Below are 24,868 nucleotides of genomic sequence, written 5' to 3'. Positions count from 1 at the left end.
TGGGTCAGACGTGGCGCTTGGGCATCGCTACGAGCGCCGCTTCGATCATGAGGTTGCGCAGGTTGCTGGCCACGACCCGGTTCCGGCCCTGCCGTTTCGCCTGGTAGAGAGCCGCATCGGCGGCTTCGAACAGTGAGCCGTCGTCGTCGGCGAAGGCGGGGCGGATGGTCGCGCAACCCACGCTCACCGATACGATCCCATATTCGCTGGCGTCGTGCTGTATATTGAGGTTACGCACCGCGGCGCAGATATCCTCGCCGACCTTCAGCGCTCCAGCCGCGTCGGTTCCGGGCAACAGCGCCACGAATTCCTCGCCGCCGTAACGCGCACAGAAATCGTCTGGCCGCTTCAGCACCTTGCGGATGGCGGAAGCCACCTCGCCCAGGCACTTGTCGCCCTTTGCATGACCATAGACGTCATTATACGCCTTGAAGAAATCGATATCGATGACGTGGAGAGACAGAAAGTCGCTGTGCCGCGCGGCCATGCGCCACTTCACGCGGCTTTGCTCGTTGAGCTGGCGCCGGTTCGGCAGTCCGGTGAGAACATCGACGGCTGCCATTTTTTCCAGTTGCTGTTCGCGCAACACGCGGGCCGTCACCTCGCGTGTAGAGCCGACGATGAAGCGCGGCCCCTCCTTGGACGTGGTGGTCGACAGGCGCATGCGGTTCTCGAACCACAGTTCGTTTCCGTCCGCATCGAAGGCCCGGAAGAGACAGTCGACATCCTCTTCGCCGCGGCGCGCGCGTTGCAAGGCGGCGTCTATGATGCCGAGATCGTCCGGATGTATGTGGTTGCGCCAGTCGAAATCACCAAGCGCGCCTTCACCGAGGCCGAGCACCTGTGCGGTCACCGGTGAAATGAAGACGATGCGCCCGTCGAGATCGCAGACGAAGGCCATGTCGCCGGATTGGCGGGCGACCATTTCGTAGATGTCGCGGTCGGCTTGCGCCAGGCGCTGCAACTGTTCGCGCTCGTGCAGGAGTGCCGCGATCATGACGACGATGATGAAGGTGATGACCAGGAACACCCGGCAAAACAGCAGTGCGTGATGGACATTGGCGTCGCTCTGGCCGCCGCCCACCACGTGCAGATTGTCCATGGCATGGAACGGGCCTTGTCCCGTGCCGGTCAAAAGCACCGCGATCGGCACGAGAAGGGCCATGGCGACGGAGAGGCCGATGAAGCCGACGCGGAAAAGGATGATGATCAGCGGCGGCAGGATCAGGAACAGCGGCAGCACCGACGGTTGCTTGAAGATCAGTGCGGCGAACACACCGAAACCGGCGATCAAGGCGATTGCTTCCACCATCTTGCCGCTGCGGTGGAGTTCACGCCATTGCCGTGGCCGGGCGCGCAGCACCGGCGGCGTCAGCACCAGATAGGCCAGCGCCACGTTGGAATAGACGTTGAACCAGTATTCCGCCGAACTGTATCCGGGCGGCGGAATGCGTACGGCGGCAAATATGCTGGCGCAGACGAGCGGGAGCACCACCACCGTGACGAAACCGGCCGTTGCCCAGGCGCCGAGCTGGTCGGAACGGCCCTCGACCCAGTCGCGGTCGCGCGACAGGATGGCGGCGCCGGCCGTGGCGGCGAGGATCGATGTTACGGTGCTGACCAGCGCAAAGAAGCTGGTCAGCTCGGAGAGCGAGCCGATTGCCAATGCCCGCACCATGATCAGCATCGGAAATGCGGTGATCAGATAGGCCGGCCATTGCCGGCGCGGCGTCAGGAGAAGGATCGCCAGCAGCAGGGCATAGGTCAGCTGCAGGGCAACCATGCCCTGAATGCGGAACACTGAATTCGAAAGGTAGTTGGCGAGGCCGAGCAGTGCGATCCAAAACAGGAACCGCGCCATGGTTCCTGTTCTCTGACCGGAGCCAAGTATCTGTATTTGCTGCATTAGCTACGTGTAATCGAGTGTGCCCCTTGCCCTCCTTCCTTCTAGCTTGCCGTCTTTAAGAATGGGATGCCAGAGGCAATCGCATTTAAATCGAATTCGATGAGTGTCCGGCCGGCTTCTTGAGCGTAGGCAGCCCCCGAGCCTTGGCCCCAAGACAGGCTCCATGGTGCCGGAAATCTGTTTGCTTCGGAACAAAAGTGTCGTGCGTTCAGGCAAAAGCGCTGCGCCTGGGCAATTCCAGCAAAGTGCGCGGTGTTTTCGACAAAAGCGGAAACGCTCTAGAGATAGGCCGTGATTTCAGGTGCCTGCAGTTGCTGATCGCGCTTGCCGTCTTCGTAGATGACGGGAGCAGCCGCCAGTTCTTCTTCCGTGGCGTCGTCGAGGCAGGCAACATTCACCGCCCAGAAATTGCCACCCATGAACTCGAGATAGCCGCGCGAGAACGGATGCACGCCGCATTTCGGGCACATGTAATGATTGATGTCGCCTTCGGGCCAATTTGAGGGACTGGCCTTGTATTCCGCCATCTCGGCCTTGCCGCTGGTGATGTCGACCGCCTCATAGGCGGCAAAGGACTTCTTGTAACCGACCTTGAGGCAGAAGCTGCAGTTGCAACGGCGGATGCCTTCGTCGAGGTCGAGTTCGGCAGAAAAGCGGATAAAGCCGCAGTGACAGCTGCCGTGATAGGTCTTCTTCATCCTTTTCCCCGTCTTCCATTCGACCGGCTTCGCAAGCATGCACATTGTCCGCTGCGACGATACCCGCCTCGACGCGCGGGCGGCATCGTTATGGCCAGTTCTTGCCACTAAGGGCAGGGCAATTGCATGTGCATGCAGCGCGACTTGAAGTACGGTCTGGATCGTCGCACCTTCGTCCACGTTCCGGAATGGATCCCGACACTCTCCAGTCGCTTCGCTCCTTTCGAGGTCGAGGATGACGGAGCTCGGAAGGGCGCTTCAGCCAATCTCCAACGTCAGCACCATCATCACCGCTGGAAATGAGCCGCGACATCGCAAGCTGCGTCATCCTCGACCTCGTGAGCGACCGCAGGGAGCGGAGAGTGTCGGGGATCCATTCCAGAATGTGGATGAAATCGCCCGGAGGAAACATGGCCATATGCGGCTGCCGCTCAGTAGGAGCTGTTATGTCGATAATTTTACCCGGATAATATTGACGTGATTGATAAAGCCGGGCATAGGGCGGACGTTTCAACAGTAACGGCATTTTCGCTACAGTCGCCGCTATGGCGGAATCAGGAACGACCGGCATGAACGACAAGGCTTCCCGTCGCCCGCGCGACCTGACCAGCGGGCCGATCGCGTCGACGCTTCTGGTGTTCGCGCTGCCGGTGCTCGGTTCCAACGTGCTGCAATCGCTCAACGGCTCGATCAACTCGATCTGGGTCGGCCGGTTCCTCGGCGAAACCGCGCTTGCCGCGACCTCCAACGCCAATCTGGTGCTGTTCCTTCTGCTCGGCACGATGTTCGGCATCGGCATGGCGGCAACCATTCTGGTTGCGCAGTCGGTCGGTGCCCGCGACATGGCCGAGGCCCGGCGCATCGTCGGCACCAGCGCGACGTTCTTCTTCCTGGTCTCGCTGGTCTTCGCGCTTGGCGGCTGGCTGTTCGTGGATCAGATTCTTGGGTTGCTCGGCACGCCGGCCGATGTGATGCCGCTGGCACGCGCCTATCTGGTCATCATCTTCGCGGCGGTGCCGGCGGCCAATCTCCTCTCCTTCGTCATGACCATCCTGCGTGGCGCCGGCGATTCCCGCACGCCGTTCTTCTTCATGGCGCTCGCCGTCGTGCTCGACATCATACTCAATCCGCTGCTCATCATTGGTTTCGGCCCGATACCGGGCTTCGGCATCGCCGGGTCCGCGCTCGCCACGCTGATCGGCCAGACCGTGAGTGTGGCCGCGATCCTGATCCTGCTCTACCAGCGCAAGCACCCCCTGCGGCTGGCCGGCCCCGATCTCGCCTTGCTGAAACCTGATCCGCGCCTGCTGCGCATCGTCGTAACCAAAGGCATCCCGATGGGCCTGCAGATGATCGTCATCTCGATGGCGGCGCTCGTGCTGATGGGCATGGTCAATGGCTACGGCTCGCAGGTGGCGGCTGCCTACGGCATCGCCGCTCAGTTGTGGATCTATGTCCAGATGCCGGCGCTGGCGATCGGTGCCGCCGTGTCTTCGATGGCGGCGCAGAATGTCGGCGCCCGGCGCTGGGACCGCATCGGCCGTATCTGCGCCGCCGGCGTCGGCTTCAATCTCCTGCTCACCGGCACGCTGGTGCTGCTGCTTTATCTGTTCGACCGGCCGGTGCTTGGCCTGTTCCTGGCAGCCGATGGTCCCGCGGTGGATATCGCCCAGCGCATCAACAATGTCGCCTCGTGGTCGTTCATCCTCTTCGGCGTCACCATCGTGCTGTTCGCCACCGTTCGCGCCACCGGGGCGGTGATGCCGCCGCTGATCATCCTGGTCATCTCGGTGCTCTTCGTCCGCACGGGCTTTGCCTATTCGCTGCGCGACGTGCTCGGCCAGGACGCTCTATGGTGGAGTTTCCCAGCCGGCTCGATCGCCTCGCTGGTGCTGGCCGTCGCCTACTACCGCTTCGGCAAATGGCGCACCATGCACATGATCGAGGAGGAACGGCCGGCCGCGGGCGAACCACCGGATACCGGCCTCGGCGTGCCGCGCGGGCGCGCCGGCCTGGCGCCGCAGGCGGAAGGGTGAGAACAACTCTCTGGCGCAATTCTGGATCGGCTGCATCCGGCAGTGTTGCCGCTGCCGGATGCAGATAGGTCAGCGGCGAATAAAGAGCGCGACCGTGGCGCTGATGGCGCTGGCAATGGCGACGATCAGGAACACCACGGAGGTATCGCCGTGGCTGTCCAGGAAGCCACCGATGAGCGGTTCGCCAAGTCCCGCGAACAGATAGGCAAAGAAGTTCATGACGCCGATCGCTGTGCCGGCACGTTTATGGCCGACGAGATCCGGACATAGCGCCCAGAACGAAGACTGCGGACCGTAAACGAAGAAGCCGCAGAGGAAGAGAACGAGCATTCCCTTGTAAATCTCGGTGGTAGGGATCGTGTACATATAGAGCGAGGTGACCGCCGCGAGCGCCATATAGAGAACGATTGCGGTATAGCGCTTGGAACTGAACAGACGGTCCGACACCCAGCCGTTGGTTGCTGCGCCGATAGCCATGCCGACGGGAAGCGCCACGCTGATCCACTTGGGGTCGATGAGCGCAGTTTCGGCACTCGCCTTCGACCAATTGGCTCCAAGGAAGTGTACCGGTACCCAGACCAGCAGGCCGTAGCGCGCCGCATTCTGGAATCCGATGGCGATGCCGCCGACAAGCAGCCGCCAATTCTTGAGAACGCCTTTGTAACGTTCGAATGAACTCTCGTCGTCGGCAACCTTGGCAGCCTGCTCCTCGTCGATCGCATCGTCATGCGGCGAACGATAGCCGAGGTCTTCCGGTCGCTCGCGCGCCAGCAGGAAGAAGGTGATCCCGCCGAGCAGCAGCAGAAGAACGGGCAGCCGGAAAATCCAGCGCCAATCCAGATGCAGATAATTCACGACGATCAGTGACGTGACATAGGACAAGACAGAAGCGAGGCCGGCCGCAAATACATAACAACCGAAGACCTTGCCACGTTCGTGACGCCCCCACCAATTGGACAGTAGCCGGCTGCCGGGCGCCCAGCCGAGTGCCTGAAAATAACCGTTCGCACCCCACATGATACCGAGACTGACCACGCCGCCCGCGAAGCTCGTTGCCCAGTTCATTGCGCAGGAAAGAATAGCCCCGGCGGTCATGACCCGGCGGCCGCCGAATTTGTCACCGAGATTTCCATTGATCGCCTGACCAATGGCATAGCACCAGAGCATGCCCGCGCTGACCCATCCGAGCGTCTCCTTGGAGACGCCGAATTCGGCCTGGATGCCCGGGATCGCAAATCCGAAGGTTTGCCGGCCGGTGTAGAAGAAGAGATAACAGAACATCGCCGCAAACAGCATTCGCCACTGCGCCCGGTGGAAACCACTATCGGCGGCATTGGCGACCGAGTAGCGGGATGTATCAATTGAACTCATCAAAACCTCCCCAGGTTGTGGGTCGCGGCGAAGGCTCCATTCCCCCTTCGCTGCGATCCGTGTCGTTTGGGCTCAAACCCATCGAACATGTGCAGCCGATACAGCGGAGCCTCTTCTCCGCTGTCGCTTAACCCCACGGCATCGACCAGGTGCGAACATTGGTGAAGCTTTTCATCGCTTCGACCACGCCCTCCTTGTAGCCGAGGCCGGAGTCCTTGATGCCGCCGAAGGGGGACATCTCGATGCGGTATCCGGGCACTTCCCAGATGTTGACGGTGCCGACTTCGAGTTCCGCCACGAAGCGGGAGATGTAGTCGAATCGGTTGGTGCAGACCCCCGAAGACAGGCCGTAGGCGGTCGAATTCGAGATGCGGATCACCTCTGCGATGTCATTCGGGCAGCGGATGATCGGAATGACCGGGCCGAAGGTCTCTTCGCGTACGAGTTCGCAGGCATAGGGGACGTGGTCGACCACCGTCGGGGGGAAGATCGCTCCCTTTCGCGAGGCGTCATGAAGGACCTCGGCCCCGAGGCTCCTGGCATTTTCGACACGGGCTTCGAACAGAACTGCCGAACGCTCGTTGATAACCGTCCCGATGTCTGTTTCCGGATCCATCGGGTCGCCGCAGCTGAGCCGCTTGGCCTTCTCAACGACGAGCTTCGAGAAGGCATCGGCAACACTTTCGACAACGAGGATGCGCTTGACAGCGGTGCAGCGCTGTCCGGAATTCTTCGTGGCTCCGGTTACGGCGAGCTCCGCGGCTTTTTCGAGGTCGGCATCCTCCATGACGATCAGCGGATCGTTGCCGCCGAGTTCCAGTACGATCCGCTTGTAGCCAGCCGTGGCTGCGATGTGCTTGCCCACGCGAACCGAACCGGTGAAGGTCACGAGATCCGCATCGGGATCGGTGATCATCGCGTCTCCCATGGTCGATGGGTTACCGGTGATGACCGACAGCATTTCCGGCGGTAGACCCGCTTCGTAGAGCAGATCGGCGAGCGCCAACGCGGTCAACGGCGTAAGTTCGGTCGGCTTCAAGACCACCCGATTGTTCGTGGCGATCGCCGGCGCGATCTTGTGGCTCACCATATTGAGCGGATGATTGAAGGGTGTGATGGCGGAGATGACGCCAAGCAGCGGCAATCTGGTCGTATAGATCTTTCGCGTCTTGCCGTTCGGCGAGATGTCGCAGGAATAGATTTCACCGTCGTCCTTGATGGAAAGTTGTGCGGCGAAGGACCAGACGTCGTAGGCGCGGCTCGCTTCGTAGAGCGAGTCCTTCCAGCACAGGCCCGACTCTGCCGTGATCAGCCGTGCAAAATCTTCTTTCCGGTCACGCAGCAATTCGGCTGCTCGCTGCAGGATCGCCTGACGTTCGTATCGCGTGAGCTTCGGTTTGAAGGCACGTGCCTTGGTGAAGGCCTCTCGCACATGTTCGGGGCGAGCGGCCGGTACCGTGCCGACCACAGAGTTGTCGTAGGGATTGAGGACCTCGATGATGTCGTCGGTCCTGACGAGCTTCCCTGCGATCCGCATGGATTCGGGGCGATACGGTGCTTTGACGGCCGTGTTCATGGCTCAAGACACCAGATTCAATGCGACTTCGAAGACGTCGAAGTTGCGTAATGTTCTTCCGGCCGGCACGTCTATCCCGCGGTTCGCGATTATTGGCACCCGTTGCTCGGTAAGGCCGCCGTGAGAGCGGAGCGGCTCGGTCAGGCCCGAGAGATCATGGCGGGCCCTTGCGGTACCCAGCACCTTGTGACGCGACGACAGCACGACCACATCGCCGATGCGGTCGGCCGGCAGTTCGAAACGTTCACAGGCCTCGGCGGAAGGGATCGCAACGTCGATGCCCTCTGTGCCTTTCAGCAGGCCGATGATGTCTCCACACTTGCCCTCGTCTGCGTAAATCGTGGCAAAGGAGCCAAGTGCACCGTGATGGGCAACATAGGGATCGGTAATCGGCAGGATGACGCGGGTCGAACCAGCGCCATAATGCTCGTCGAGTATCTCCTGAAGATAGATGACGTCGGGCTCGCCGTTCGCGAGATGCTTGTCGTTCATGCCGTGGTCGGCGGTCATGACAAGAATGCAGCCCGCTGCATCGAGCTCCCCCACATAACGGTCGAACATCGCGTAGAAGTCGTCTGCGACTTTTGAGCCCGGCGCCGCCTTGTGCTGCACATAGTCGGTCGTGGAGAGGTACATGAGGTCTGGTTTGAACGTCTTCAACAGCTTGACGCCGGCAGCGAAGACGAACTCGGAAAGGTCCGCCGAATAGACCTCCGGCAGCGGCAAGCCGACGAAATCGAGAACATGCTCGATGCCATTGTCAGCCAGCTTGGCCTTGTCGGCTTTCTCGGAAGAAAAAGCGATTGCCGTACCGGTGCTGAAATCAAGCCCCTTGCCGAGCAGTGTCCTCAGCTTGTCCTTTGCCGTGACCATCGCGACCTTGAGGCCGGCTTTCTGGAACTCGGCCAGGATGGTCGGCGCGCGCAGGAAGCGTGCGTCGTTCATCATGACTTCTTCGTTCTTCTCCCGATCGTAGAAATAGTTGCCGGCGATGCCATGGACGGCAGGCGGTCGGCCGGTGATGATCGAGAGGTTGTTCGGGTTGGTGAAGCTGGGAATAACCGAAAGCGCAGTCGTATTCGCGCCGGTTTTCATCAGGCGGTCGAGATTCGGCGCCAGGCCCTTTTCGATCGCGGCTTCGATATAACCCGGTTCGGAACCGTCGATACAAATCACCACCACCGGCGTGTCGGGACGCCGATAGCTGCGGCCGTTCGCGACCACGTCCGCGCCGATTTTGACGTAGGTGTTCATCTGTTTCCCTCCCTTTAGGCGGCGGTCTTGAGAATTGCTTCGCGGTTGCCGATGAAGTTGCGGCCCCGTTCACCGAGCAGTGCGTCGTTGATCGCGCCCACCCAGTTTTCCGGCGTGACGCCGTAATCGGTCGCTCGGGTGGAAACGCCGAGGCCGGTCAGGAACGCGTCGAGTTCGGACGCTCCCCGGTTCAGGTCATCGCCGAAGATCTGCTTCAGCGCTGCATCGCAAGCGGCGCTGTTGCCGATGACGCTGCGCAGGATCGCCGGCAGGCTGAAAGAGCAGGCGATGCCATGGACCGTCCCATGGTGAAGTGTCAGGTAATACGACAGCGAATGAGCAAGTGCGGTTTTGGTGTTCGAGAAAGCGAGGCCGGCGAACAGGCTCGCCTGCGCCAATCGTTCCCTCAGGTCGAGATCGTCGGGATGTTCGAGCAACAGCGGCAACGAAGAGAGAATTTCGCGCGCCGCGAAAACAGCATGGTTCGTAGAGATTGGGTTGGCGTTGACGTTCCAAATGCTCTCGAGCGCATGTGAAAGGGCGTCCAGCCCGGTGCTCAAGGTCAGAGACCGTGGAATACCAAGGGTCAGTTCGGGATCGAGGATCGCGTGTTCGGGATAGTAGTGTTCGTGGGCGAGCGAGTATTTTCTCTTCGCCTCTGTATCCCAGACGGTTGCCCAGCAGGTCACCTCGCTCCCGGTCCCGGATGTGGTCGGCAGCGCGATAATCGGCAGTCTTGAAAGCGTCCGAGCGTCGGACTTCCCTTGCAGGAAAGCTTCGACGCGTGCAAAATCGTCACCAGCCGCGGCAAGAACCTTGGCCGTGTCGATGACCGAGCCGCCGCCTATCGCAACGATGACTTCCGGCTTGTTTTCGCTGGCGCCAAAGGCACGGCAGGCCGTTCGCAGGCCCCGGAAGCTCGGATTGGGTTCGACGTCGCGGACAATGACTGCGGGGCGCCCGGCTTCCTCCGACACGCGTTCCACCAGCGTGTCGAAGGCGGGGTGGTCATTATACGTGAGCAGGCAATAGCTGCGCCCCGCGAGCTTCTCGCGGATCTTCGAGATTGAACCTCTCCCGAAAGTTACGTTGACGGGGTTCGTGTATTTCCACGACTGCGACATCGAGGGTCTCCGGATTGAATTCGTCGCAGTTATAAAAACCTCCGCAGGAACCATTTGTCGAATTGATAGTTAATTGATTTCGCATTGATAAAATCTATGGACAACGACACCCGTTCGCTCCATAGTCACGGCACGGTCTCAGCTGGTCCGAAAGCCTATGGCCATCGTTTTCACCCACTTGCGCTCATTTCATGCCGTAGCCGAGCATCGGGGCTTCACGGCTGCGGCCAGCGCACTGCACGTCAGCCAGCCGACCGTGACGACACAGGTCAGGGAGCTTGAAGAGCGCTATGGAGTAGAGCTCTTCCTGCGGCAGGGTCGCCGTGTTGAACTGTCGGAAACGGGCCGCGCGCTTCATGAGATCAGCGCGCGTATCATGAAACTTCAAGAAGAGGCGGACGAACTGCTGGCAAGCAGCGGCCGGCTCACAAGCGGCCAGTTGCAGATCGCTGCCGTTGGTCCGTTTCACGCGACGGAGATGATTGCGCGTTTCGTTGCGCGCTACCCCCTTTTCAAGATCAGCATGCTGCTCGGAAATTCCGATCTGACATTGTCGAGGGTTCTCCAGCTCGAGGCCGATGTCGCCATCCTCGCCCATACGGTGGACGATTCACGGGTGTATTCGATACCCTTCAGCACCCACGAGGTTGTCGCCTTCGTGAACGCAGACCACCCATGGTACAACCGCGGTGAAATCAGCATAAGAGAGCTGGAAGGGCAGTCACTCATTCTTCGCGAAACCGGCTCCACCACTCGCCGCGCATTGGAGGCGGCCGCTGAAGCTCTCGGCATCGTCATTAGACCGTTTCTTGAGATCGGCAGCCGTGAAGGCGTGTGGAAGGCGGTTGAACGCGGCCTTGGAATTGGTGTGGTCGCAGATTTCGAATTTGTCGCGCACCCGCGCCTGAGAGCCATCCGCATCGGTGACGCGAAAATCAGAACCGAATATCGACTTGCCTGCCTCAAGGAGCGGCAATCATCCCGCAAGATCAAAGCCTTTTTTGATGCGGTCCTTTGACTGCCTGACGCTGCCAGGAGGAGAGCTGAGCATGTCTGCCGGAGGCTGCGCCTGATGCCACAGTTCTGGTCATTGTGCCTTGTCGTCGTTGCTGCCGTGATTTTGAACCTGAAGACGGCGGCGACGATGGCGTCGGCCGGCAATTGGGGCGAGGCGATCGGCTCGATGTTTTTCAGCCCGATCGTCGTTTTCCTGGCCTTGCAGGCCCTCCTTTTCTACGCGACGCGGCTTGTGCGCGGAGGTCAGGCGGTCGCGACGTTCACCACTTCGCGGCTGAACTATGTTGCCGGGCTGATTACGCTGCTGGGCGTGCTCGGTGCCGCCGTAAATCAAGTGTAGCGACTTTCGCTCTCTTCTTCTTGCACCTTGCCCTTCGATCATGACCCGATAGGATCGCCGCCGAAACGGGGTGACAGCGGCGAGGCGGATGGTGACGGGGGAAAGTGATGAGGCCGCATCGCAGGCATCCCGCGTCGCTGAGGTTTTCCGCGCCTTTCTCCAGCTTGGTCTGACCTCCTTCGGCGGACCGATCGCGCATCTCGGCTATTTTCGCGATGCCTTCGTGGTGCGCCGGAAATGGATCGACGAGGCCGGTTATGCCGATCTCGTCGCGCTGTGCCAGTTCCTTCCCGGTCCCGCCTCCAGCCAGGTCGGCTTTTCGCTCGGCGTACTGCGCGGCGGCGGCCTCGCTGGAGGGCTTGCAGCCTGGGCTGGCTTCACGCTGCCGTCGGCACTGCTGCTGCTCGCCTTTGCGCTGGGTGCCGGCGCCCTCGACAATCCCGTCGGCCAGGGCATCCTGCATGGGCTGAAACTGGTGGCGGTGGCCGTGGTCGCGCAGGCGCTGTGGGGCATGGCGCGCACGCTGACGCCCGACCGTCAGCGCATCGCCATTGCGCTCGGCGCACTTATGCTAAGCACCCTCGTTGGCGGCTGGCTCGGCCAGGTCGGCGCCATCGTCGCCGGTGCGGTTGCCGGGCTGTTCTTCTGCCGGAGCGAGGCCGGTGCAGTATCGACACATCCGGCCTTCCCGGTCAGCCGCAGGGCTGGCATCGCCGCCCTCATCCTGTTCGCGGTCCTGCTCGTGATGCCTCCGCTGCTCGCCGGCTGGACTGGCAGCCATGCGCTTGCCTTCTTCGACGCTTTCTACCGCTCCGGCGCGCTGGTGTTCGGCGGCGGCCATGTCGTGCTGCCACTGCTGGAGAACGCGGTTGCCGCACCCGGCTGGGTACCTGTGCAGGATTTTCTCGCCGGCTACGGCGCGGCGCAGGCCGTGCCCGGTCCGCTTTTCACCTTTGCCGCTTATCTCGGCGCCGTTTCCGGCATCGTGCCCAATGGCCTTCTGGGAGCCTCCATTGCGCTCGTCGCGATCTTTCTGCCCGGCCTTCTGCTTGTCTATGGAGCGCTGCCGTTCTGGGACGGACTGCGCGCCCTGCCGAAGGCGCAGGCGGCGATGCGCGGCACCAACGCCGCGGTGGTCGGCATCCTCGCCGCCGCCTTCTACGATCCGGTGCTCACCAGCGCCATCGTCGACCCGCTCGATGTCTTGCTCGGCCTGGGCGGCTTCCTGCTTCTGGTCTTCGCCAAGGCGCCACCCTGGGTGGTCGTGGTCCTGCTGGCGATGGCCGGGGCCGTGGTGTGAGTACGCCCTTATCTCCCCCCATGTGGGGGAGAAAGCGATTTCAGCATTTTAGCGAGCACGCCCGCAGGGCGGCGCAGCTAAGTGCTAGAAATCGCAAGAGAGGGGATTTGCAGCCGCCACGTTGGTGATCTGCTTCTTACCCTCTCGAACAATGAGAAGGGATTTGTCAAATGCGAGATGTATCAGCTGAAGATCCCCTCTCTTGGATTTTCTGCGACTTAGACTGCGCCGCCCTGCGGGCGTGCTCGCTAAGATCGTGAAAATCCTTTCTCCCCCGCAAGGGGGGAGATAAAAGCGCCTCGCCATCGCCTAAGGCAAAGGCAGGCACCAGATGGCGAACAGGGGCTGGTCGCCCGAGCGCATGGCGTGGACGATGTTGGCAGGATTGTGGATCAACCCGCCGATACCCGGCGCAACCCATGGCTCATCATTCTGGCGCCAGTCTCCGGCGGACAGAGCGATATAGACCTCTTCCGGCGGATGGCGGTGGTCGGGATAGACCATGTTCGGACTGAGAATGGAGACGCCGATCTCGACATGCTCGCTCGCGATCACGCCGTCGCGACCGACGATCGTCGCGCCGGCGTAGTTTTCGGCGAGCGCTTTGGAATCACGCCTCTCCTCGCGGCTGGTCCAGTCGAGCAACGGCTCGATTGCCTGGAAGGAGACGGCAAGCTTGCGCAAATGCGGTCCGGCATTTTCCAGATTGCGGTAGCCGGCAGCGAGATGGGTGCAGGCCGGCCGTCGTGCCGGCTGCGCCGGGCCGGTCTCGATCTCGCCACGCGGAATGCTGTCGGCCACCCGCCGCCAGCCACGTGCCAAGGGCGTGTCCCCGACCGCTTTCGGCTCGATCGCGGCCGCGAGGTCATCGAGGAAGGTGATCAGCTTTTCCTGGTTGGATGCTGCCATGCTGCTGCTCCGGCGTTGTGGTCACACTGTCCCACGCGGGACAGGATGGAAGCAATGGCGAGCCTGGCACCGTATTTCCGGCAAGCGGAGGCGCCGGCGTTGCCTTCACCCTCCCATGCCGGAACGGGGCAGGTGGATGATGCCGTCGAAGCGCAGGCGCAGGCGGTCGTCGATGGCGCGCGGCACGTGGTGCGGAAAACGCTCGGCCAGGATCCGTTTCTTCTCGGCGATGGCGCGCTGCAGGATGTCGGGCTTGCCGCGCTCGTTCCATTCCTTCGGCGAGAAACGGTCGCCGATGGCCGGGTAGAAATACTCCGTCTGCATCAGCTTCAGCGTCTGGTCGTTGCCGAGATAGTGGCCGGGACCGTTGAGGCAGACTTCGGTGATCGTGTCGATCGACAGCGCCTCGTCGCTGACCTCGATGCCGCGCACGCAGCGCAGGCACTGGCCGATCATGTCATTGTCGATGATCAGGCTTTCCAGGCAGAAGCCGAGCAGCGAAGCGTGCATGCCGGCCGATTCATAGACGAGATTCAGCCCCGACAGGCCGGCCATCACGTCGGTGATGCCCTTTTCGAAGCCGGACTGGATGTCGGGCAGTTTGGAATCCGCCATGCCCGCGGCTGATCCGCCGGGCAGGTCGTAGAATTGCGCCATCTGCGCGCAGGCCGAAGTCAACAGCGCCTGCTCGGCCGACCCACCGGACATCGCGCCGGTGCGCAGGTCCGAGACGAAAGGCCAGGTACCGAAGATGGCGGGGTGCCCGGGCTTGATGGCGTTGACATAGACCAGTCCTGCCAGCACTTCGGCCACCGCCTGCACCACTGCACCGGCGATTGCCGCGGGTGCCGTCGCGCCGGCCTGGCCGGCGGAAAGCAGCAGGATCGGGATGCCGCCTTCCACGCAGGCTTCCAGCACGCCGCAGGCATCCTCCGCGAATTTCATCGGCGGCACGACGAAGCAGTTGGAGTTGGAAACGAAAGGCCGGGCGCGGAAATTCTCCTCGCCGCCGGCAATCGCATAGAGCATCTCCAGCGCCGGCTTCACATTCTCGCGCACCGTGAACGAGGTGCCGACATGCTTGGAGGTTCCCATCACGCAGGCATAGAGCGTGTTGAAATCCATCTCGAGCGGATCGGGAATGTCGCGCGGCACCATCGGCCGTTGGAAGAAGTGGATGTTGTCCAGCCCGTCGACGATGCGCGCGGCGTCGTAGATGTCCTGCAGCAGGCTCTCGCGGTATTCGCGCTTCTCGACATCGACCAGATGCACGGCGGCACCCGCCGTGCCGTAATGCACGCGCTTGCCCTGGATCAACATGTCGTGTTTGGGATCCTGGCCATGCAGCGTGAAGTTGCGCGCGGCGTTGCGGATCGTGTCGAGCACCAGCGCTCGCGGGAAGCGGATGCGGCCATCCTCGCTGTAGCTGGCGCCGACCCTGGTCAGCGCCTCGATGCAGGATGGAATGGCGTTGGCGAAGCCGACGGTTTCCAGAAGCGTCAGCACCGCCTCATGGATGCGTTCCAGGTCGTTTTGGGCCAATGGACCGTAGCGTCCGCCCTCCAGGCCGGCTCTCACTGGCCTAATGTCGTCAGCCAGGGGTGCAGCGCGCATGGCACGTCGTGCTTCACGCCCGCCGGATCGTCGGGACCGGCTGTCGCCTTGCAAATCCTGCTTTTCCGCCGTCATGGACATGGAAAACCTCCACTTTTTGTCCTGAAGCTTTGCATGTGGCGGTTGGTCCACCATCAGCGGGCTTCTTCCCCTTGCTTCGCGGAACTATGCCAATCGTATTGGTGCAGCATATGTGCCAGCGATTTCGGGAAGATGGACCAGCGAAGAGGCAGAAATGCGGTTGTTCGCCTTGGGCCGCATCACTTCTGAAAAAGCGATTTGCCCGGGCCGCCGGCGCAGTCGCAAAACCTGCAAACCAAGTGTCGGAAATTCCTGAAGGTTCAGGACGACAGGTGGGGGAATGGATCGCTCAGCAGATGGAGCGCCGACGCAGGAGCATCCAGGTTTCGACACCGAATTGTGGCGGAGCCGAACCGGAGGGCTGAGAATTTAAAAACCCTCCCCCCGTTCAAGGGGGAGGGCTGTTGTCGCTTGGGAGGTGGACCTATGCCGCCGCCGGTCTACGGCCTGCTGCGGTCGCGAGCTCGCGAATGCCGGGTTCGATATGTTGAAGCGCAATGGACGAAATGCCCAGCCGCATGAATCGTGACGGCTTGTCGGTGCGGTCGAAGAAGCGGTCGCCCGGTTCGATGATCACGCTGCGGCTGGCCGCCGCCGCCGCGAGATCGCGGGAGTCGGTGCCGCGCGGTCCTTCCAGCCACAGCGAGGTGCCGCCGGCGGAATCGGTGGCGCGCCATTCCGGCAGGAAGGCCGAGATTGCGTGCACCAGCCGCTTGCGGCGCTCGTCGAAGGCCGTCGAAAGACGCCGCACAAGCGCCTCGTGATGGCCAAGCGAGAGGAACAGCGCCACCGCGCGCTGGTTGTTGGCCGGCGGATGGCGCAGCATGAAGCGGCGCAGCGCCCGCAGTTCCGCGATCAGTCCGGCGGACGCCACGATGTAGCCGAGGCGCAGGCCGGGTGCCAGCGTCTTCGACATCGAGCCTACATAGACGACGCGGCCGGAGCGATCGATGCTCTTCAGCGCCTGCTGCGGGGCCTCGTCCAGCAACTGGCTGTCGTAGCCGTCCTCGATGATGATGTGGTTGTTGCGGTTGGCGCGGGCCAGAAGGTCCTGCCGGCGCTCCTGCGACAGTGGCACCATCGTCGGGCACTGGTGGCTCGGCGTCACGAAAACAAAGCCGGTGTCTGCCGGGATCGCCGAGGTGACGATGCCTGACTGGTCGACCGGGACCGGCTGGATGTCGGCGCCGGCCAGCCGGAAGATCGAGCGGGCGTCGGGATAGCCGGGGTCTTCCATTGCCACCTTCGAGCCCTTGGTCATCAAGAGTGTGGCCAGCATATAAAGTGCGTTCTGCGCGCCCAGCGTCACGATGATCTCGTCGGGATTGGCGAAGATGCCGCGCCGCGGCAGCAGCCGCGCCTGGATCTGTTCGATCAGCAGCGGGTCGTCGCGGTCGACCATGTCTGAGGCCCAGTTGCGGATCTCCAGCACGGCTAGCGCCATGCGGTTGCACTCGCGCCACTCGGCGGTCGGGAACAGCGCCGGGTCGAACTGGCCGTATACGAACGGATATGACGACTTGATCCAGTTATCGTGCTTCGCCGGCGGCGGCATGTCGCTGGCGGCGATCTGGCGCAGCTTCTTCCAGTCGATCTCGTTGGCCTGTTCCGGTGTCTTCTGCGGCCGTGCCGGCGTCGCCAGAACCTCCGGGTTCACGAAGTGACCGCGCCGTTCGCGTGCCACCAAAAAGCCTTGATCGACCAGCTGCTGGAAGGCGAGCACCACGGTGCCGCGCGCCACGCCGAGCTTCTCGGCGAGGATCCGGCATGAGGGGAGCGGCATGGACGCGGCGATCTGACGGTCGAGGATCGCGGCCACGATGGCCTGGCGGATCTGCGCCTGCAGGGTCTGGCCGGACTCGGCCGAAATCCTGAACAGGCCCGACCATATCGCGGTGTCGTTACGCTGTGGCATATTCGGGCGCTCCTCGTTGGTCAGTCTTTTTTGTTTTGTGGACCATTGGACTGTATGATTGGTACAAGGGGTTGCGCCAATCAATTTTTCTGATCGCTGGGATTTATGCCAGTGATCCTTCATTCCCGCTGGTGAACAGCAAAAAGTAGAAATTTCCCGCTCTGGTTTGCGTGGCAGCATGCATGCCCTGCTCCATTTCGCGCGGACGCAAAATGTGCGCGCCGGCTGGCTTGAACCGATTGAAACTCCGCTAGATAAGTTCGCTGCAAGCCTGTCGCTTGCCGCACTCGCTCTGCTAAAGTCTGAACCGACCCTGCCATAGTCTGGAGATCGCCGTGGACCGCACCGCCTTCGACAAACAGCTCGCCGCCCTGCGCGCCCATCGCGCGGCAACTCCGATGGACATGCGCGAGGCCTTCGCCGCCGATCCGGACCGCTTCAAGCGCTTCTCGGCGCTGGACGGCGACCTGTTGCTCGACTGGTCCAAATGCGCGGTCGACGGCAAGACGATGGAACTGCTCGAAAGCCTGGCCAAGGCGGCCGACCTCGAGGGCCGACGCGCCGCGATGTTTTCCGGCAAGCACATCAACATCACCGAGGATCGCGCCGTGCTGCACACGGCGCTGCGCAACCTCGACGGCAAGGGCTTGCATGTAGACGGACAGGATGTGCAGAAGGATGTCCGTTCGGTGCTGGATGCGATGAGCGTCTTTGCCGACGCCATCCGCTCCGGCAAGGCGGCCGGCCACACCGGCAAGAAGATCACCGACATCGTCAACATCGGTATCGGCGGTTCGGATCTCGGCCCGGTGATGGCGACGCTGGCGCTCGCCCCCTATCATGACGGGCCGCGCGCGCATTACGTCTCCAACATCGACGGCGCCCACATGCACGACACGCTGAAGGGCCTTTCGGCGGAAACGACGCTGTTCATTGTCGCGTCCAAGACCTTCACCACCGTCGAGACCATGACCAATGCCGAGACGGCGCGCAAATGGGTGGAGACCAGGCTCGGCAAGGAAGCCGTCGGCAAGCACTTTGCCGCCGTCTCCACCGCGCTCGACCTGGTTGCCAAATTCGGCATCGAGAAAGACCGCGTCTTCGGTTTCTGGGACTGGGTCGGCGGGCGCTATTCGGTCTGGGGTGCCATCGGGCTGCCGGTGATGATTGCGGTCGGACCTGAGAATTTCCGCGCCTTCCTGGCCGGCGCGCATGAGATGGACGAGCATTTCCAGTCAGCGCCGCTGAACAGGAACCTGCCGGCGTTGCTCGGCCTTGTCGGTTTTTGGCACCGTGTCGTCTGCGGTTATCCGGCTCGCGCCGTCATTCCTTATGACCAGCGCCTGTCGCGCCTGCCGGCCTATCTGCAGCAGCTCGATATGGAATCGAACGGCAAGAGCGTCATGCTCGACAATGGCAAGGCGGTGACGCCGACCGGTCCGCTGGTATGGGGCGAGCCGGGCACCAATGGCCAGCACGCCTTCTTCCAGCTGCTGCACCAGGGCACCGACATCATCCCGGTCGAGTTCATCGCCGCCGCGATCGGCCACGAACCGGACCTCAAACACCATCATGATCTGCTGTTGGCCAATGTCGTGGCGCAGTCGGAAGCGCTGATGAAGGGCCGCACGCTGGAGGAAGCGCGCGCGCAGATGCTGGCCAAGGGCATGAAGCCGGAACAGGTCGACAAAATCGCGCCGCACCGCGTCTTTTCCGGCAACCGGCCCTCGCTCACCATCCTTTACCGCAAGCTCGACCCGCGCACCTTCGGCCGGCTGATCGCGCTCTACGAGCATCGCGTCTTCGTCGAAGGCACGCTTTACGACATCAATTCCTTCGATCAATGGGGTGTCGAACTCGGCAAGGAGCTCGCCACCAGCCTGCTGCCTGTCGTTGAAGGCAAGGAGAATGCCGCCACGAGAGACGCCTCGACAGCGGGGCTGGTGGGACATATCCACCGGCTAAACGAACAGGAGTAAGCGGATTTTGGCGGGCATCAAGGGCATCCTTTTCGACAAGGACGGAACACTGATCGATTTCCATGCCACCTGGGGCGGCGTGGCCGATCGCATGGCGCTGGAGGCGGCGAATGGCGATCGCGCCAGGGCCGACGCGCTGCTGGCCAAGGCCGGCTATGATTTTGAGACGAAGGGCTTCAAGCCGGACACCGTCTTTGCCGCTGGCACCAATGCCGACATCATCGCGCTGTGGTTTCCCGAATTGTCGGCGGCTGAGCAGCGCGACGCGCTGGATCATTTCAACGCAATCAGCACCGAACAGGGTTCGGCGCTCGCCGTACCGCTGCCCGGCATTGCCGAGTCGCTCGCAGCGCTGCATGCGAAATCCTATCGGCTGGGCGTCGCCACCAACGATTCCACCGCCGGCTGCGAGCGCACGCTGTCGGCCATCGGCATGGCGCAGCTGTTCGACGCCGCCTATGGCTACGACGCGGTCGCCAACCCGAAGCCGGCGCCGGACGCGGTGATCGCCTTCTGCGACCTCACCGGCCTGAAGCCCTCCGAGATCGCCATGGTCGGCGACAACCGGCACGATCTCGACATGGCGCGTGCCGGCGGCTGCGGCCTGGCGATCGGCGTGCTGTCCGGCACCGGCACACGCGAGTCGCTGGCGCCGCTGGCCGACGTGGTGCTGGCTTCGGTTGCGGATCTACCGGCGTTTTTGGCCGGGAGAGGGTGAGAGCCTGGTTCGCCGCAGGCGAATTGAAAGGTCCGGTGGACCTTTCAAAAGGCTCGAACGCCCGAGGCCCGAGGGCCGGGAAGCGCAATCATCCTGCCTGCTCTCCGTTCGAGAAATGCGCAACCCCTCAGCTACAAATCCCCTCTCTTGGATTTTCTACGACTTAGACTGCGCCGCCCTGACGGGCGTGCTCGCTAAGATCGTGAAAATCCTTTCTCCCCCACAAGGGGGGAGATAGTGGCATTTGCCCAGCAGCCACCTCGTTTGATATCCCCTTCACATTCTTCTGGCTTGATCGCGACGGATCGGAGATTGTCTGCACCTCGGTTGCGTCGGCTGGTGCCGGCGAGCAGGGCGATCGGGCAGACCAAAGTCAGCAAGCAGGATGGAAACATGCAGATCGGAATGATGGGATTGGGCAGGATGGGCGCCAATATGGTCAGGCGCCTGCAGCGCGACGGCCATGAATGTGTCGTCTACGACATCAACCCGGCCAGCGTCGAAGCCCTGGTCAAGGAAGGGGCAACTGGCTCCGGTTCACTGGAGGAGTTCATCGGCAAGCTGGCCAAGCCGCGTGCCGTCTGGCTGATGCTGCCTGCTGCCATCACCGGCAAGGTTGCCGATCAGGTCGCAGCTCTCCTCGACAAGGGCGACATCATCATCGACGGCGGCAATTCCAACTATCGCGATGCGGTCGATCTTGGCGCGAGATATGCCGAAAAGGGCATCGCCTTCGTCGATGTCGGCACCAGCGGCGGCGTCTGGGGCCTGGAGCGCGGCTACTGCCTGATGATCGGTGGCCCCGACGCAGCGGTGAAACATCTTGATCCGATCTTCGCCTCACTGGCGCCAGGCGCCGATCATGGCGCTACGCCCGACAAGGCCGCCGGTACTGCTCCGTTTGGTTATCTGCATTGCGGCCCGAGTGGCGCCGGCCATTTCGTCAAGATGGTGCACAACGGTATCGAATACGGCGTCATGGCCGCCTATGCCGAAGGCGTGAACATCCTTAAGGCCGCGAGCTCAGGCAAGGCCAAGCGCAGCGCCGATGCCGAGACCACGCCGCTGTCCGAGCCGCAATATTACCAGTTCGACATCGATCTGCCGGCGGTCACCGAAGTGTGGCGGCATGGTTCGGTCATCGGCTCATGGCTGCTCGATCTCACCGCAGGTGCGCTGAAGGCAGATCCGGCGCTGGAGCAGTTCGGCGGCCGGGTTTCGGATTCCGGCGAAGGCCGCTGGACGCTGAAGGCGGCAATCGACACAGGTGTGCCTGCGCCGGTGCTGTCGGCGGCACTTTTCGACCGTTTCTCCTCGCAGGGAGAGTCGGCCTTCGCCGACAAGCTTCTGTCCGCCATGCGCTATGCCTTCGGCGGCCATCTCGAAAAGCCTCGCGCATGACCCCGAAAATCAGAATGATTTTCGGAAAGGATCATGCGCCAAATCAAGTGTTAGAGCGTCCTTTGCGCGTCCGCACGGACGCGCGGCGCTCTAAAGCGTAAAGGAGTACCATCATGGCAGCAGCGGCTGAAACCCGATCGGATGTGCTTGTGCTCTTCGGCGCCACCGGCGACCTGGCGCACAAGAAGATCTTTCCGGCACTCTACGCGATGGTGGAACGCGACCACCTGAAGGAGCCGATCATCGGCATCGCCTATGACGACTGGACGGTGGAGAAGCTGGCCGAACGCGCGCATGACGGCATCAAGGCGGCACTCGGCAAGGTCGACGAGAAAGTGTTTGCCAGGCTTGTCGGCCTGCTGCGTTATGTCAGCGGCGATTATCGCAGCCAGGAAACCTTCGACAAGCTGAAGGAAGCGCTGACCGGCTTCCGCCACCCACTCTATTATCTTGCCGTGCCGCCCTCGATGTTCGAGCCGGTGGTGCAGGGGCTGGAGCAGTCGGGCGGTGCCGCCGGCGCCAGGCTGATGGTGGAAAAGCCGTTCGGACGCGACCTGCAGTCGGCGCGCTGGCTGAACCGGGTCCTGCACATCGTCTTCGATGAGAATTCGATCTTCCGCATCGACCATTATCTCGGCAAGGAAGCGATCCAGAACCTGCTTTATTTCCGCTTCGCCAACTCCTTCCTGGAGCCGATCTGGAACCGCAACTATGTCGAGAGCGTGCAGATCACCATGGCCGAGGATTTCGGCGTGCAGGGGCGCGGCAAGTTCTATGACGAGGTCGGCTGCATTCGCGACGTCATCGAGAACCATCTGCTCAACATCATGCTGCTTCTGGCCATGGAGCCGCCGTCCGGCCGCTCGGCCGAGGACTTGATCGATGAGAAGGTGCAGGTGCTGAAGGCCGTGCGCACGCTGACCAAGGACGATGTGGTACGCGGACAGTTTGCCGGCTATCTGAAGGAGCCGGGTGTGGCGCCGGGCTCCACCGTCGAAACCTTCGCCGCGGCGCGTTTCTTCATCGACACCTGGCGTTGGCAGGATGTGCCCTTCTTCATCCGCGCCGGCAAGAACCTGCCGGTTCGCGCCACGGAAGTGGTGGTCCGGCTGAAGCGGCCGCCGCTCGACGTGTTCGACACGATTGCGCCCGACGAGACCAACTATCTGCGCTTTCGCATCAACCCGGAAATCTCGATCAGCATCGGCGCCCGCCGCAAGCAGGCCGGCGATGAAATGGTCGGTGAACAGGTGGAGCTTTCGGCGGTCGACGATTCCGCCGGCGACATGGAGCCGTATGAGCGCCTGATCGGTGACGCTATGAATGGCGATGTGCGCCTGTTCACGCGGCAGGATGCGTCGGAAGCGGCCTGGCGCATCGTCGGCCCGATACTCGACGACAAGAGCCAGCCCGCGATCTACGAGCCTGGCACCTGGGGACCGGCCGAGGCAATCGCGAAGTTCGGGCCGCCGAACGGCTGGATCAATCCCGCAAAATAGAGCCTGCGAAACAGGGCTGCGCACAGAAAAAGACCGGGACGCTGGGCGTCCCGGTCGAAGCAGAGGCTGAAGAGCCTCTCGGGAGGGAAGAACACATCCGGTGCTACGGGAGGAATCACCGGATGATTTTTTCAGCTTGCAGCAAGAATCTTGTGCACGCGAAGCATGAGATTCTGTTTTTTAGGCAATCCACGCAAAAATAGGCGGCATTCTTCCAGGCAATCGCAGGTGGCGTAGAAGCATGTTCTTCCGCCAGGGTTGAATTAGCTCCCTTGCATGAAAGAGAAGACCGTCGCCCGGGTTATCTCGCCGGCCGCTGTGCCAAAGTCGGTCACGGGGTATTCGGCGATCATCGCCAGCCGCTCGCGAGGCAGATAGGCGCGGCCCGGATCGCCGACCAGGATCGTGATGCCAGCAGCAAGGCAGCGGTCCAGGAATGCCGTGACGCGTCTGGCGAGCCGGCGTTCGTAGAACAGGTCGCCGACCGTTATCAGGTCGACGCGCGGCGGCTCTCCGGCGGTCAAATCAGCCAACTGGGTTTCGATCGTCACACCGTTCAAGGCGGCGTTGAGGCGCAGCGCCGCAATCGCGTGCGCGTCGATATCCACGGCGGTAATTTTGCCAGCGCCTGCCTTTGCGGCCGCGATGGCGACAAGGCCGGAGCCGGTGCCCAGGTCGAGCACGGTCCGTCCGCGCACCGTTTCGGGATGGTCGAGCAGATGGCGTGCCAGCACGGCCCCGCCCGCCCATTGATAGGCCCAATAGGGCGAGAGCCTGCTTCGCCGTTCGGTCAGGCGGCGCAGGCCGCTGCCGGGATGTGCGCCATGCAGCCGGATTTCGGGAGTGCCGGGAACCGCGGCGACCGGCAGATTGGCGACGATGAAGGCCGCGATCTCGCCTGTCGCGTCGACGACGGCAGCTTCGATCTCGCGGGGCTCGGGTGTCACGGCACGCATGCCAGCAAGCCTAAACCGACGCTCGGCGTCACGCCATGAAGATCAGCGCCATGCCGGCCACCACCAGCACCGCACCTGCCCAGGCGCCGGCGGCAGGGCGTTCGCCGGTGCGCAGCCACAGCAGCGGCAGGATGAGGACGGGCGAGGTTGCCGACAAGGTCGAGACGATGCCGACCTTGCCGCCGGAAAGGGCAAACAGCAGCAGCGTCATGCCGATCGCCAGCGCGAGGATGCCGGTCAGCGCGGTCATCGCCGCCACCTGCCAGGTCAGCGGGCCTTTGGGCTTCAACGCGGGAATGGGCAACTGGATCATGACGCTGAGGAAGGCCGCGGCGACGCCGACCCTGAGCATTGAGGCCACGAACGGGTCGATGCCGGTTTCCATCACCGGCCGCGCGATGATGGAGCCGATCGCCTGGCCGGTCGCGGCGCCGAGCCCAAGCGCCACGCCGATCCACAGCGGCCCTTTCACCGTCTCCCATTGATGAAGCTGCGATCGGCGTTTGCCGAACAGGATGGCCAGCAGGACGCCGGCGACGACAAGCGCCATGCCGAAGAGCGCCTTGGCGGTCAGCGTCTCGCCGAGCAGCAGCCAGCCGAGGACCGCCGCGATCGGCGCGTTGAGCGCAAACAGGATGCCGGAACGGCGCGGACCGACCCGGTTAAGCGTGGCGAACAGCAGCGTGTCGCCGATGAAGATGCCGATGAAACCCGAGGCGAGAAGCGGCAGCACATTGGCCGCCTCTAGCTCTCGCCATGAGCCGGTCGCCAGCACATAAAGCGCCAGCATGGCGGTGACGAAGATCTGGCGCAGACGGTTGAAGGCCGGCGCGCCGAGATGACCGGCCGGACCCGCCGAGATGATGCCGGTCAGCGCCCAGCAGGTTGCGGCGCCGAGCGCTGCGAGTTCGTGGATGGGCATCGGTCCTCGGTCGGGTCAGATTGGGTGGTCGACCGCTTGTACTGTTCGCGCGACGCCCCAGCCGGCGCAGGCCAGGTACGCATCCGCGCAGACATATTCGGCTTTCCAGCAATGCGGGTTGTCGATCTCGCGGAATTCCGTGCCCTTCGCAAGCGGTAGATCGTGTGGAACGTTGCGCCAGCACGATCGGCAGGCGGCAATGCGGTGGCCGCATACGCCGCCGCCACCCTTAACCTCTCCCGTGGAAACGGG

19 protein-coding genes are annotated in these 24,868 nt (G+C 62.6%); 8 read left to right on the top strand and 11 right to left on the bottom strand.

All coding sequences use genetic code 11. The features are described 5' to 3' along the window. Positions 1 to 4: 4 nt before the first annotated feature. Both AO692_RS27265 and AO692_RS27260 read right to left on the bottom strand, forming a co-directional pair. The gene (locus AO692_RS27265; protein WP_054313200.1) at positions 5 to 1,861 is read right to left on the bottom strand and encodes a diguanylate cyclase; all 1,857 of its coding nucleotides are present in this window, start codon (positions 1,859 to 1,861) and stop codon (positions 5 to 7) included. Between the two features lie 323 nt (positions 1,862 to 2,184). Next, positions 2,185 to 2,604: a GFA family protein gene (locus AO692_RS27260; protein WP_054313212.1), complete on the bottom strand. Its 420-nt coding sequence runs from the start codon at positions 2,602 to 2,604 to the stop codon at positions 2,185 to 2,187. Between the two features lie 569 nt (positions 2,605 to 3,173). On the opposite strand from AO692_RS27260, the gene AO692_RS27255 reads away from it, so the two are divergent. Next, positions 3,174 to 4,640, top strand: coding sequence for an MATE family efflux transporter (locus AO692_RS27255; protein WP_054313199.1), 1,467 nt, complete (start codon positions 3,174 to 3,176; stop codon positions 4,638 to 4,640). Positions 4,641 to 4,709: 69 nt separating this feature from the next. Here AO692_RS27255 and AO692_RS27250 read toward each other — a convergent pair whose 3' ends face one another. The 4 genes from AO692_RS27250 to psrA form a co-directional block, all read right to left on the bottom strand. Next, the gene (locus AO692_RS27250; RefSeq protein ID WP_054313198.1) at positions 4,710 to 6,011 is read right to left on the bottom strand and encodes an MFS transporter; all 1,302 of its coding nucleotides are present in this window, start codon (positions 6,009 to 6,011) and stop codon (positions 4,710 to 4,712) included. Positions 6,012 to 6,138: 127 nt separating this feature from the next. Then, positions 6,139 to 7,587 (bottom strand): phosphonoacetaldehyde dehydrogenase, encoded by a 1,449-nt coding sequence (phnY, locus tag AO692_RS27245; RefSeq protein ID WP_054313197.1) that lies wholly within the window; start codon positions 7,585 to 7,587, stop codon positions 6,139 to 6,141. A 3-nt stretch (positions 7,588 to 7,590) separates the two neighbouring features. Next, positions 7,591 to 8,841, bottom strand: a complete 1,251-nt coding sequence (phnA, locus tag AO692_RS27240) for a phosphonoacetate hydrolase (protein WP_054313196.1) — start codon at positions 8,839 to 8,841, stop codon at positions 7,591 to 7,593. Between the two features lie 14 nt (positions 8,842 to 8,855). Further along, complete coding sequence (gene psrA / locus AO692_RS27235) at positions 8,856 to 9,965, bottom strand: iron-containing alcohol dehydrogenase PsrA (protein WP_054313195.1); 1,110 nt, start codon at positions 9,963 to 9,965, stop codon at positions 8,856 to 8,858. A 157-nt stretch (positions 9,966 to 10,122) separates the two neighbouring features. Here psrA and AO692_RS27230 point away from each other — a divergent pair, with 157 nt between their 5' ends. The 3 genes from AO692_RS27230 (at position 10,123) to chrA (ending at position 12,622) form a co-directional block, all read left to right on the top strand. Further along, positions 10,123 to 10,983, top strand: a complete 861-nt coding sequence (locus tag AO692_RS27230) for a LysR substrate-binding domain-containing protein (protein WP_054313194.1) — start codon at positions 10,123 to 10,125, stop codon at positions 10,981 to 10,983. Positions 10,984 to 11,037: 54 nt separating this feature from the next. Then, the gene (locus AO692_RS27225; protein ID WP_054313193.1) at positions 11,038 to 11,322 is read left to right on the top strand and encodes a hypothetical protein; all 285 of its coding nucleotides are present in this window, start codon (positions 11,038 to 11,040) and stop codon (positions 11,320 to 11,322) included. A 91-nt stretch (positions 11,323 to 11,413) separates the two neighbouring features. After that, positions 11,414 to 12,622 carry a chromate efflux transporter gene (gene chrA, locus AO692_RS27220; RefSeq protein ID WP_244483507.1) on the top strand — a complete coding sequence of 403 codons (1,209 nt, stop codon included), beginning with the start codon at positions 11,414 to 11,416 and terminating at the stop codon, positions 12,620 to 12,622. Positions 12,623 to 12,931: 309 nt separating this feature from the next. On the opposite strand, the gene AO692_RS27215 is transcribed toward chrA, so the two are convergent. The 3 genes from AO692_RS27215 to AO692_RS27205 all read right to left on the bottom strand — a co-directional run bounded on the left by AO692_RS27215 (position 12,932) and on the right by AO692_RS27205 (position 17,141). Next, positions 12,932 to 13,531, bottom strand: a complete 600-nt coding sequence (locus tag AO692_RS27215) for a dimethylsulfonioproprionate lyase family protein (RefSeq protein WP_054313191.1) — start codon at positions 13,529 to 13,531, stop codon at positions 12,932 to 12,934. 105 nt (positions 13,532 to 13,636) lie between these two features. Then, positions 13,637 to 15,226, bottom strand: coding sequence for a trimethylamine methyltransferase family protein (locus tag AO692_RS27210; protein WP_054313190.1), 1,590 nt, complete (start codon positions 15,224 to 15,226; stop codon positions 13,637 to 13,639). A 424-nt stretch (positions 15,227 to 15,650) separates the two neighbouring features. Continuing rightward, positions 15,651 to 17,141 (bottom strand): PLP-dependent aminotransferase family protein, encoded by a 1,491-nt coding sequence (locus AO692_RS27205; RefSeq protein WP_054313189.1) that lies wholly within the window; start codon positions 17,139 to 17,141, stop codon positions 15,651 to 15,653. A 335-nt stretch (positions 17,142 to 17,476) separates the two neighbouring features. Between AO692_RS27205 and pgi the strand changes: the two genes are divergently transcribed. The 4 genes from pgi (at position 17,477) to zwf (ending at position 22,738) form a co-directional block, all read left to right on the top strand. Beyond that, positions 17,477 to 19,120 carry a glucose-6-phosphate isomerase gene (gene pgi, locus AO692_RS27200; RefSeq protein ID WP_054313188.1) on the top strand — a complete coding sequence of 548 codons (1,644 nt, stop codon included), beginning with the start codon at positions 17,477 to 17,479 and terminating at the stop codon, positions 19,118 to 19,120. 7 nt (positions 19,121 to 19,127) lie between these two features. Beyond that, on the top strand, positions 19,128 to 19,838 hold the full coding sequence (locus AO692_RS27195) for an HAD family hydrolase (RefSeq protein WP_054313187.1): 711 nt from the start codon (positions 19,128 to 19,130) through the stop codon (positions 19,836 to 19,838). Positions 19,839 to 20,231: 393 nt separating this feature from the next. After that, positions 20,232 to 21,239: a phosphogluconate dehydrogenase (NAD(+)-dependent, decarboxylating) gene (gnd, locus tag AO692_RS27190; protein WP_054313211.1), complete on the top strand. Its 1,008-nt coding sequence runs from the start codon at positions 20,232 to 20,234 to the stop codon at positions 21,237 to 21,239. Positions 21,240 to 21,352: 113 nt separating this feature from the next. Next, a complete protein-coding gene (gene zwf, locus AO692_RS27185) occupies positions 21,353 to 22,738 on the top strand; it encodes a glucose-6-phosphate dehydrogenase (protein ID WP_054313186.1) in 1,386 nt (461 codons plus the stop codon). 263 nt (positions 22,739 to 23,001) lie between these two features. Here zwf and AO692_RS27180 read toward each other — a convergent pair whose 3' ends face one another. Both AO692_RS27180 and AO692_RS27175 read right to left on the bottom strand, forming a co-directional pair. After that, positions 23,002 to 23,694, bottom strand: coding sequence for a 50S ribosomal protein L11 methyltransferase (locus tag AO692_RS27180; RefSeq protein WP_054313185.1), 693 nt, complete (start codon positions 23,692 to 23,694; stop codon positions 23,002 to 23,004). A 28-nt stretch (positions 23,695 to 23,722) separates the two neighbouring features. Beyond that, on the bottom strand, positions 23,723 to 24,616 hold the full coding sequence (locus AO692_RS27175; protein WP_054313184.1) for a DMT family transporter: 894 nt from the start codon (positions 24,614 to 24,616) through the stop codon (positions 23,723 to 23,725). Positions 24,617 to 24,868: the final 252 nt, after the last annotated feature.

It is taken from the genome of Mesorhizobium sp. 1M-11 (genome assembly GCF_001303895.1).
Classification (GTDB): domain Bacteria; phylum Pseudomonadota; class Alphaproteobacteria; order Rhizobiales; family Rhizobiaceae; genus Mesorhizobium.
The sequence above is the reverse complement of the archived record's forward strand: the minus strand, read 5'-3'. Positions and strand labels throughout refer to the sequence as shown.

Bases quoted from the DNA above. Each gene is read 5' to 3' on its own strand.
- AO692_RS27265 (WP_054313200.1), bottom strand. From the start codon at position 1,861: ATGGCGCGGTTCCTGTTTTGGATCGCACTGCTCGGCCTCGCCAACTAC.
- AO692_RS27260 (WP_054313212.1), bottom strand. From the start codon at position 2,604: ATGAAGAAGACCTATCACGGCAGCTGTCACTGCGGCTTTATCCGCTTT.
- AO692_RS27255 (WP_054313199.1), top strand. From the start codon at position 3,174: ATGAACGACAAGGCTTCCCGTCGCCCGCGCGACCTGACCAGCGGGCCG.
- AO692_RS27250 (WP_054313198.1), bottom strand. From the start codon at position 6,011: ATGAGTTCAATTGATACATCCCGCTACTCGGTCGCCAATGCCGCCGAT.
- phnY (WP_054313197.1), bottom strand. From the start codon at position 7,587: ATGAACACGGCCGTCAAAGCACCGTATCGCCCCGAATCCATGCGGATC.
- phnA (WP_054313196.1), bottom strand. From the start codon at position 8,841: ATGAACACCTACGTCAAAATCGGCGCGGACGTGGTCGCGAACGGCCGC.
- psrA (WP_054313195.1), bottom strand. From the start codon at position 9,965: ATGTCGCAGTCGTGGAAATACACGAACCCCGTCAACGTAACTTTCGGG.
- AO692_RS27230 (WP_054313194.1), top strand. From the start codon at position 10,123: ATGGCCATCGTTTTCACCCACTTGCGCTCATTTCATGCCGTAGCCGAG.
- AO692_RS27225 (WP_054313193.1), top strand. From the start codon at position 11,038: ATGCCACAGTTCTGGTCATTGTGCCTTGTCGTCGTTGCTGCCGTGATT.
- AO692_RS27215 (WP_054313191.1), bottom strand. From the start codon at position 13,531: ATGGCAGCATCCAACCAGGAAAAGCTGATCACCTTCCTCGATGACCTC.
- AO692_RS27210 (WP_054313190.1), bottom strand. From the start codon at position 15,226: ATGTCCATGACGGCGGAAAAGCAGGATTTGCAAGGCGACAGCCGGTCC.
- AO692_RS27205 (WP_054313189.1), bottom strand. From the start codon at position 17,141: ATGCCACAGCGTAACGACACCGCGATATGGTCGGGCCTGTTCAGGATT.
- gnd (WP_054313211.1), top strand. From the start codon at position 20,232: ATGCAGATCGGAATGATGGGATTGGGCAGGATGGGCGCCAATATGGTC.
- zwf (WP_054313186.1), top strand. From the start codon at position 21,353: ATGGCAGCAGCGGCTGAAACCCGATCGGATGTGCTTGTGCTCTTCGGC.
- AO692_RS27180 (WP_054313185.1), bottom strand. From the start codon at position 23,694: ATGCGTGCCGTGACACCCGAGCCCCGCGAGATCGAAGCTGCCGTCGTC.
- AO692_RS27175 (WP_054313184.1), bottom strand. From the start codon at position 24,616: ATGCCCATCCACGAACTCGCAGCGCTCGGCGCCGCAACCTGCTGGGCG.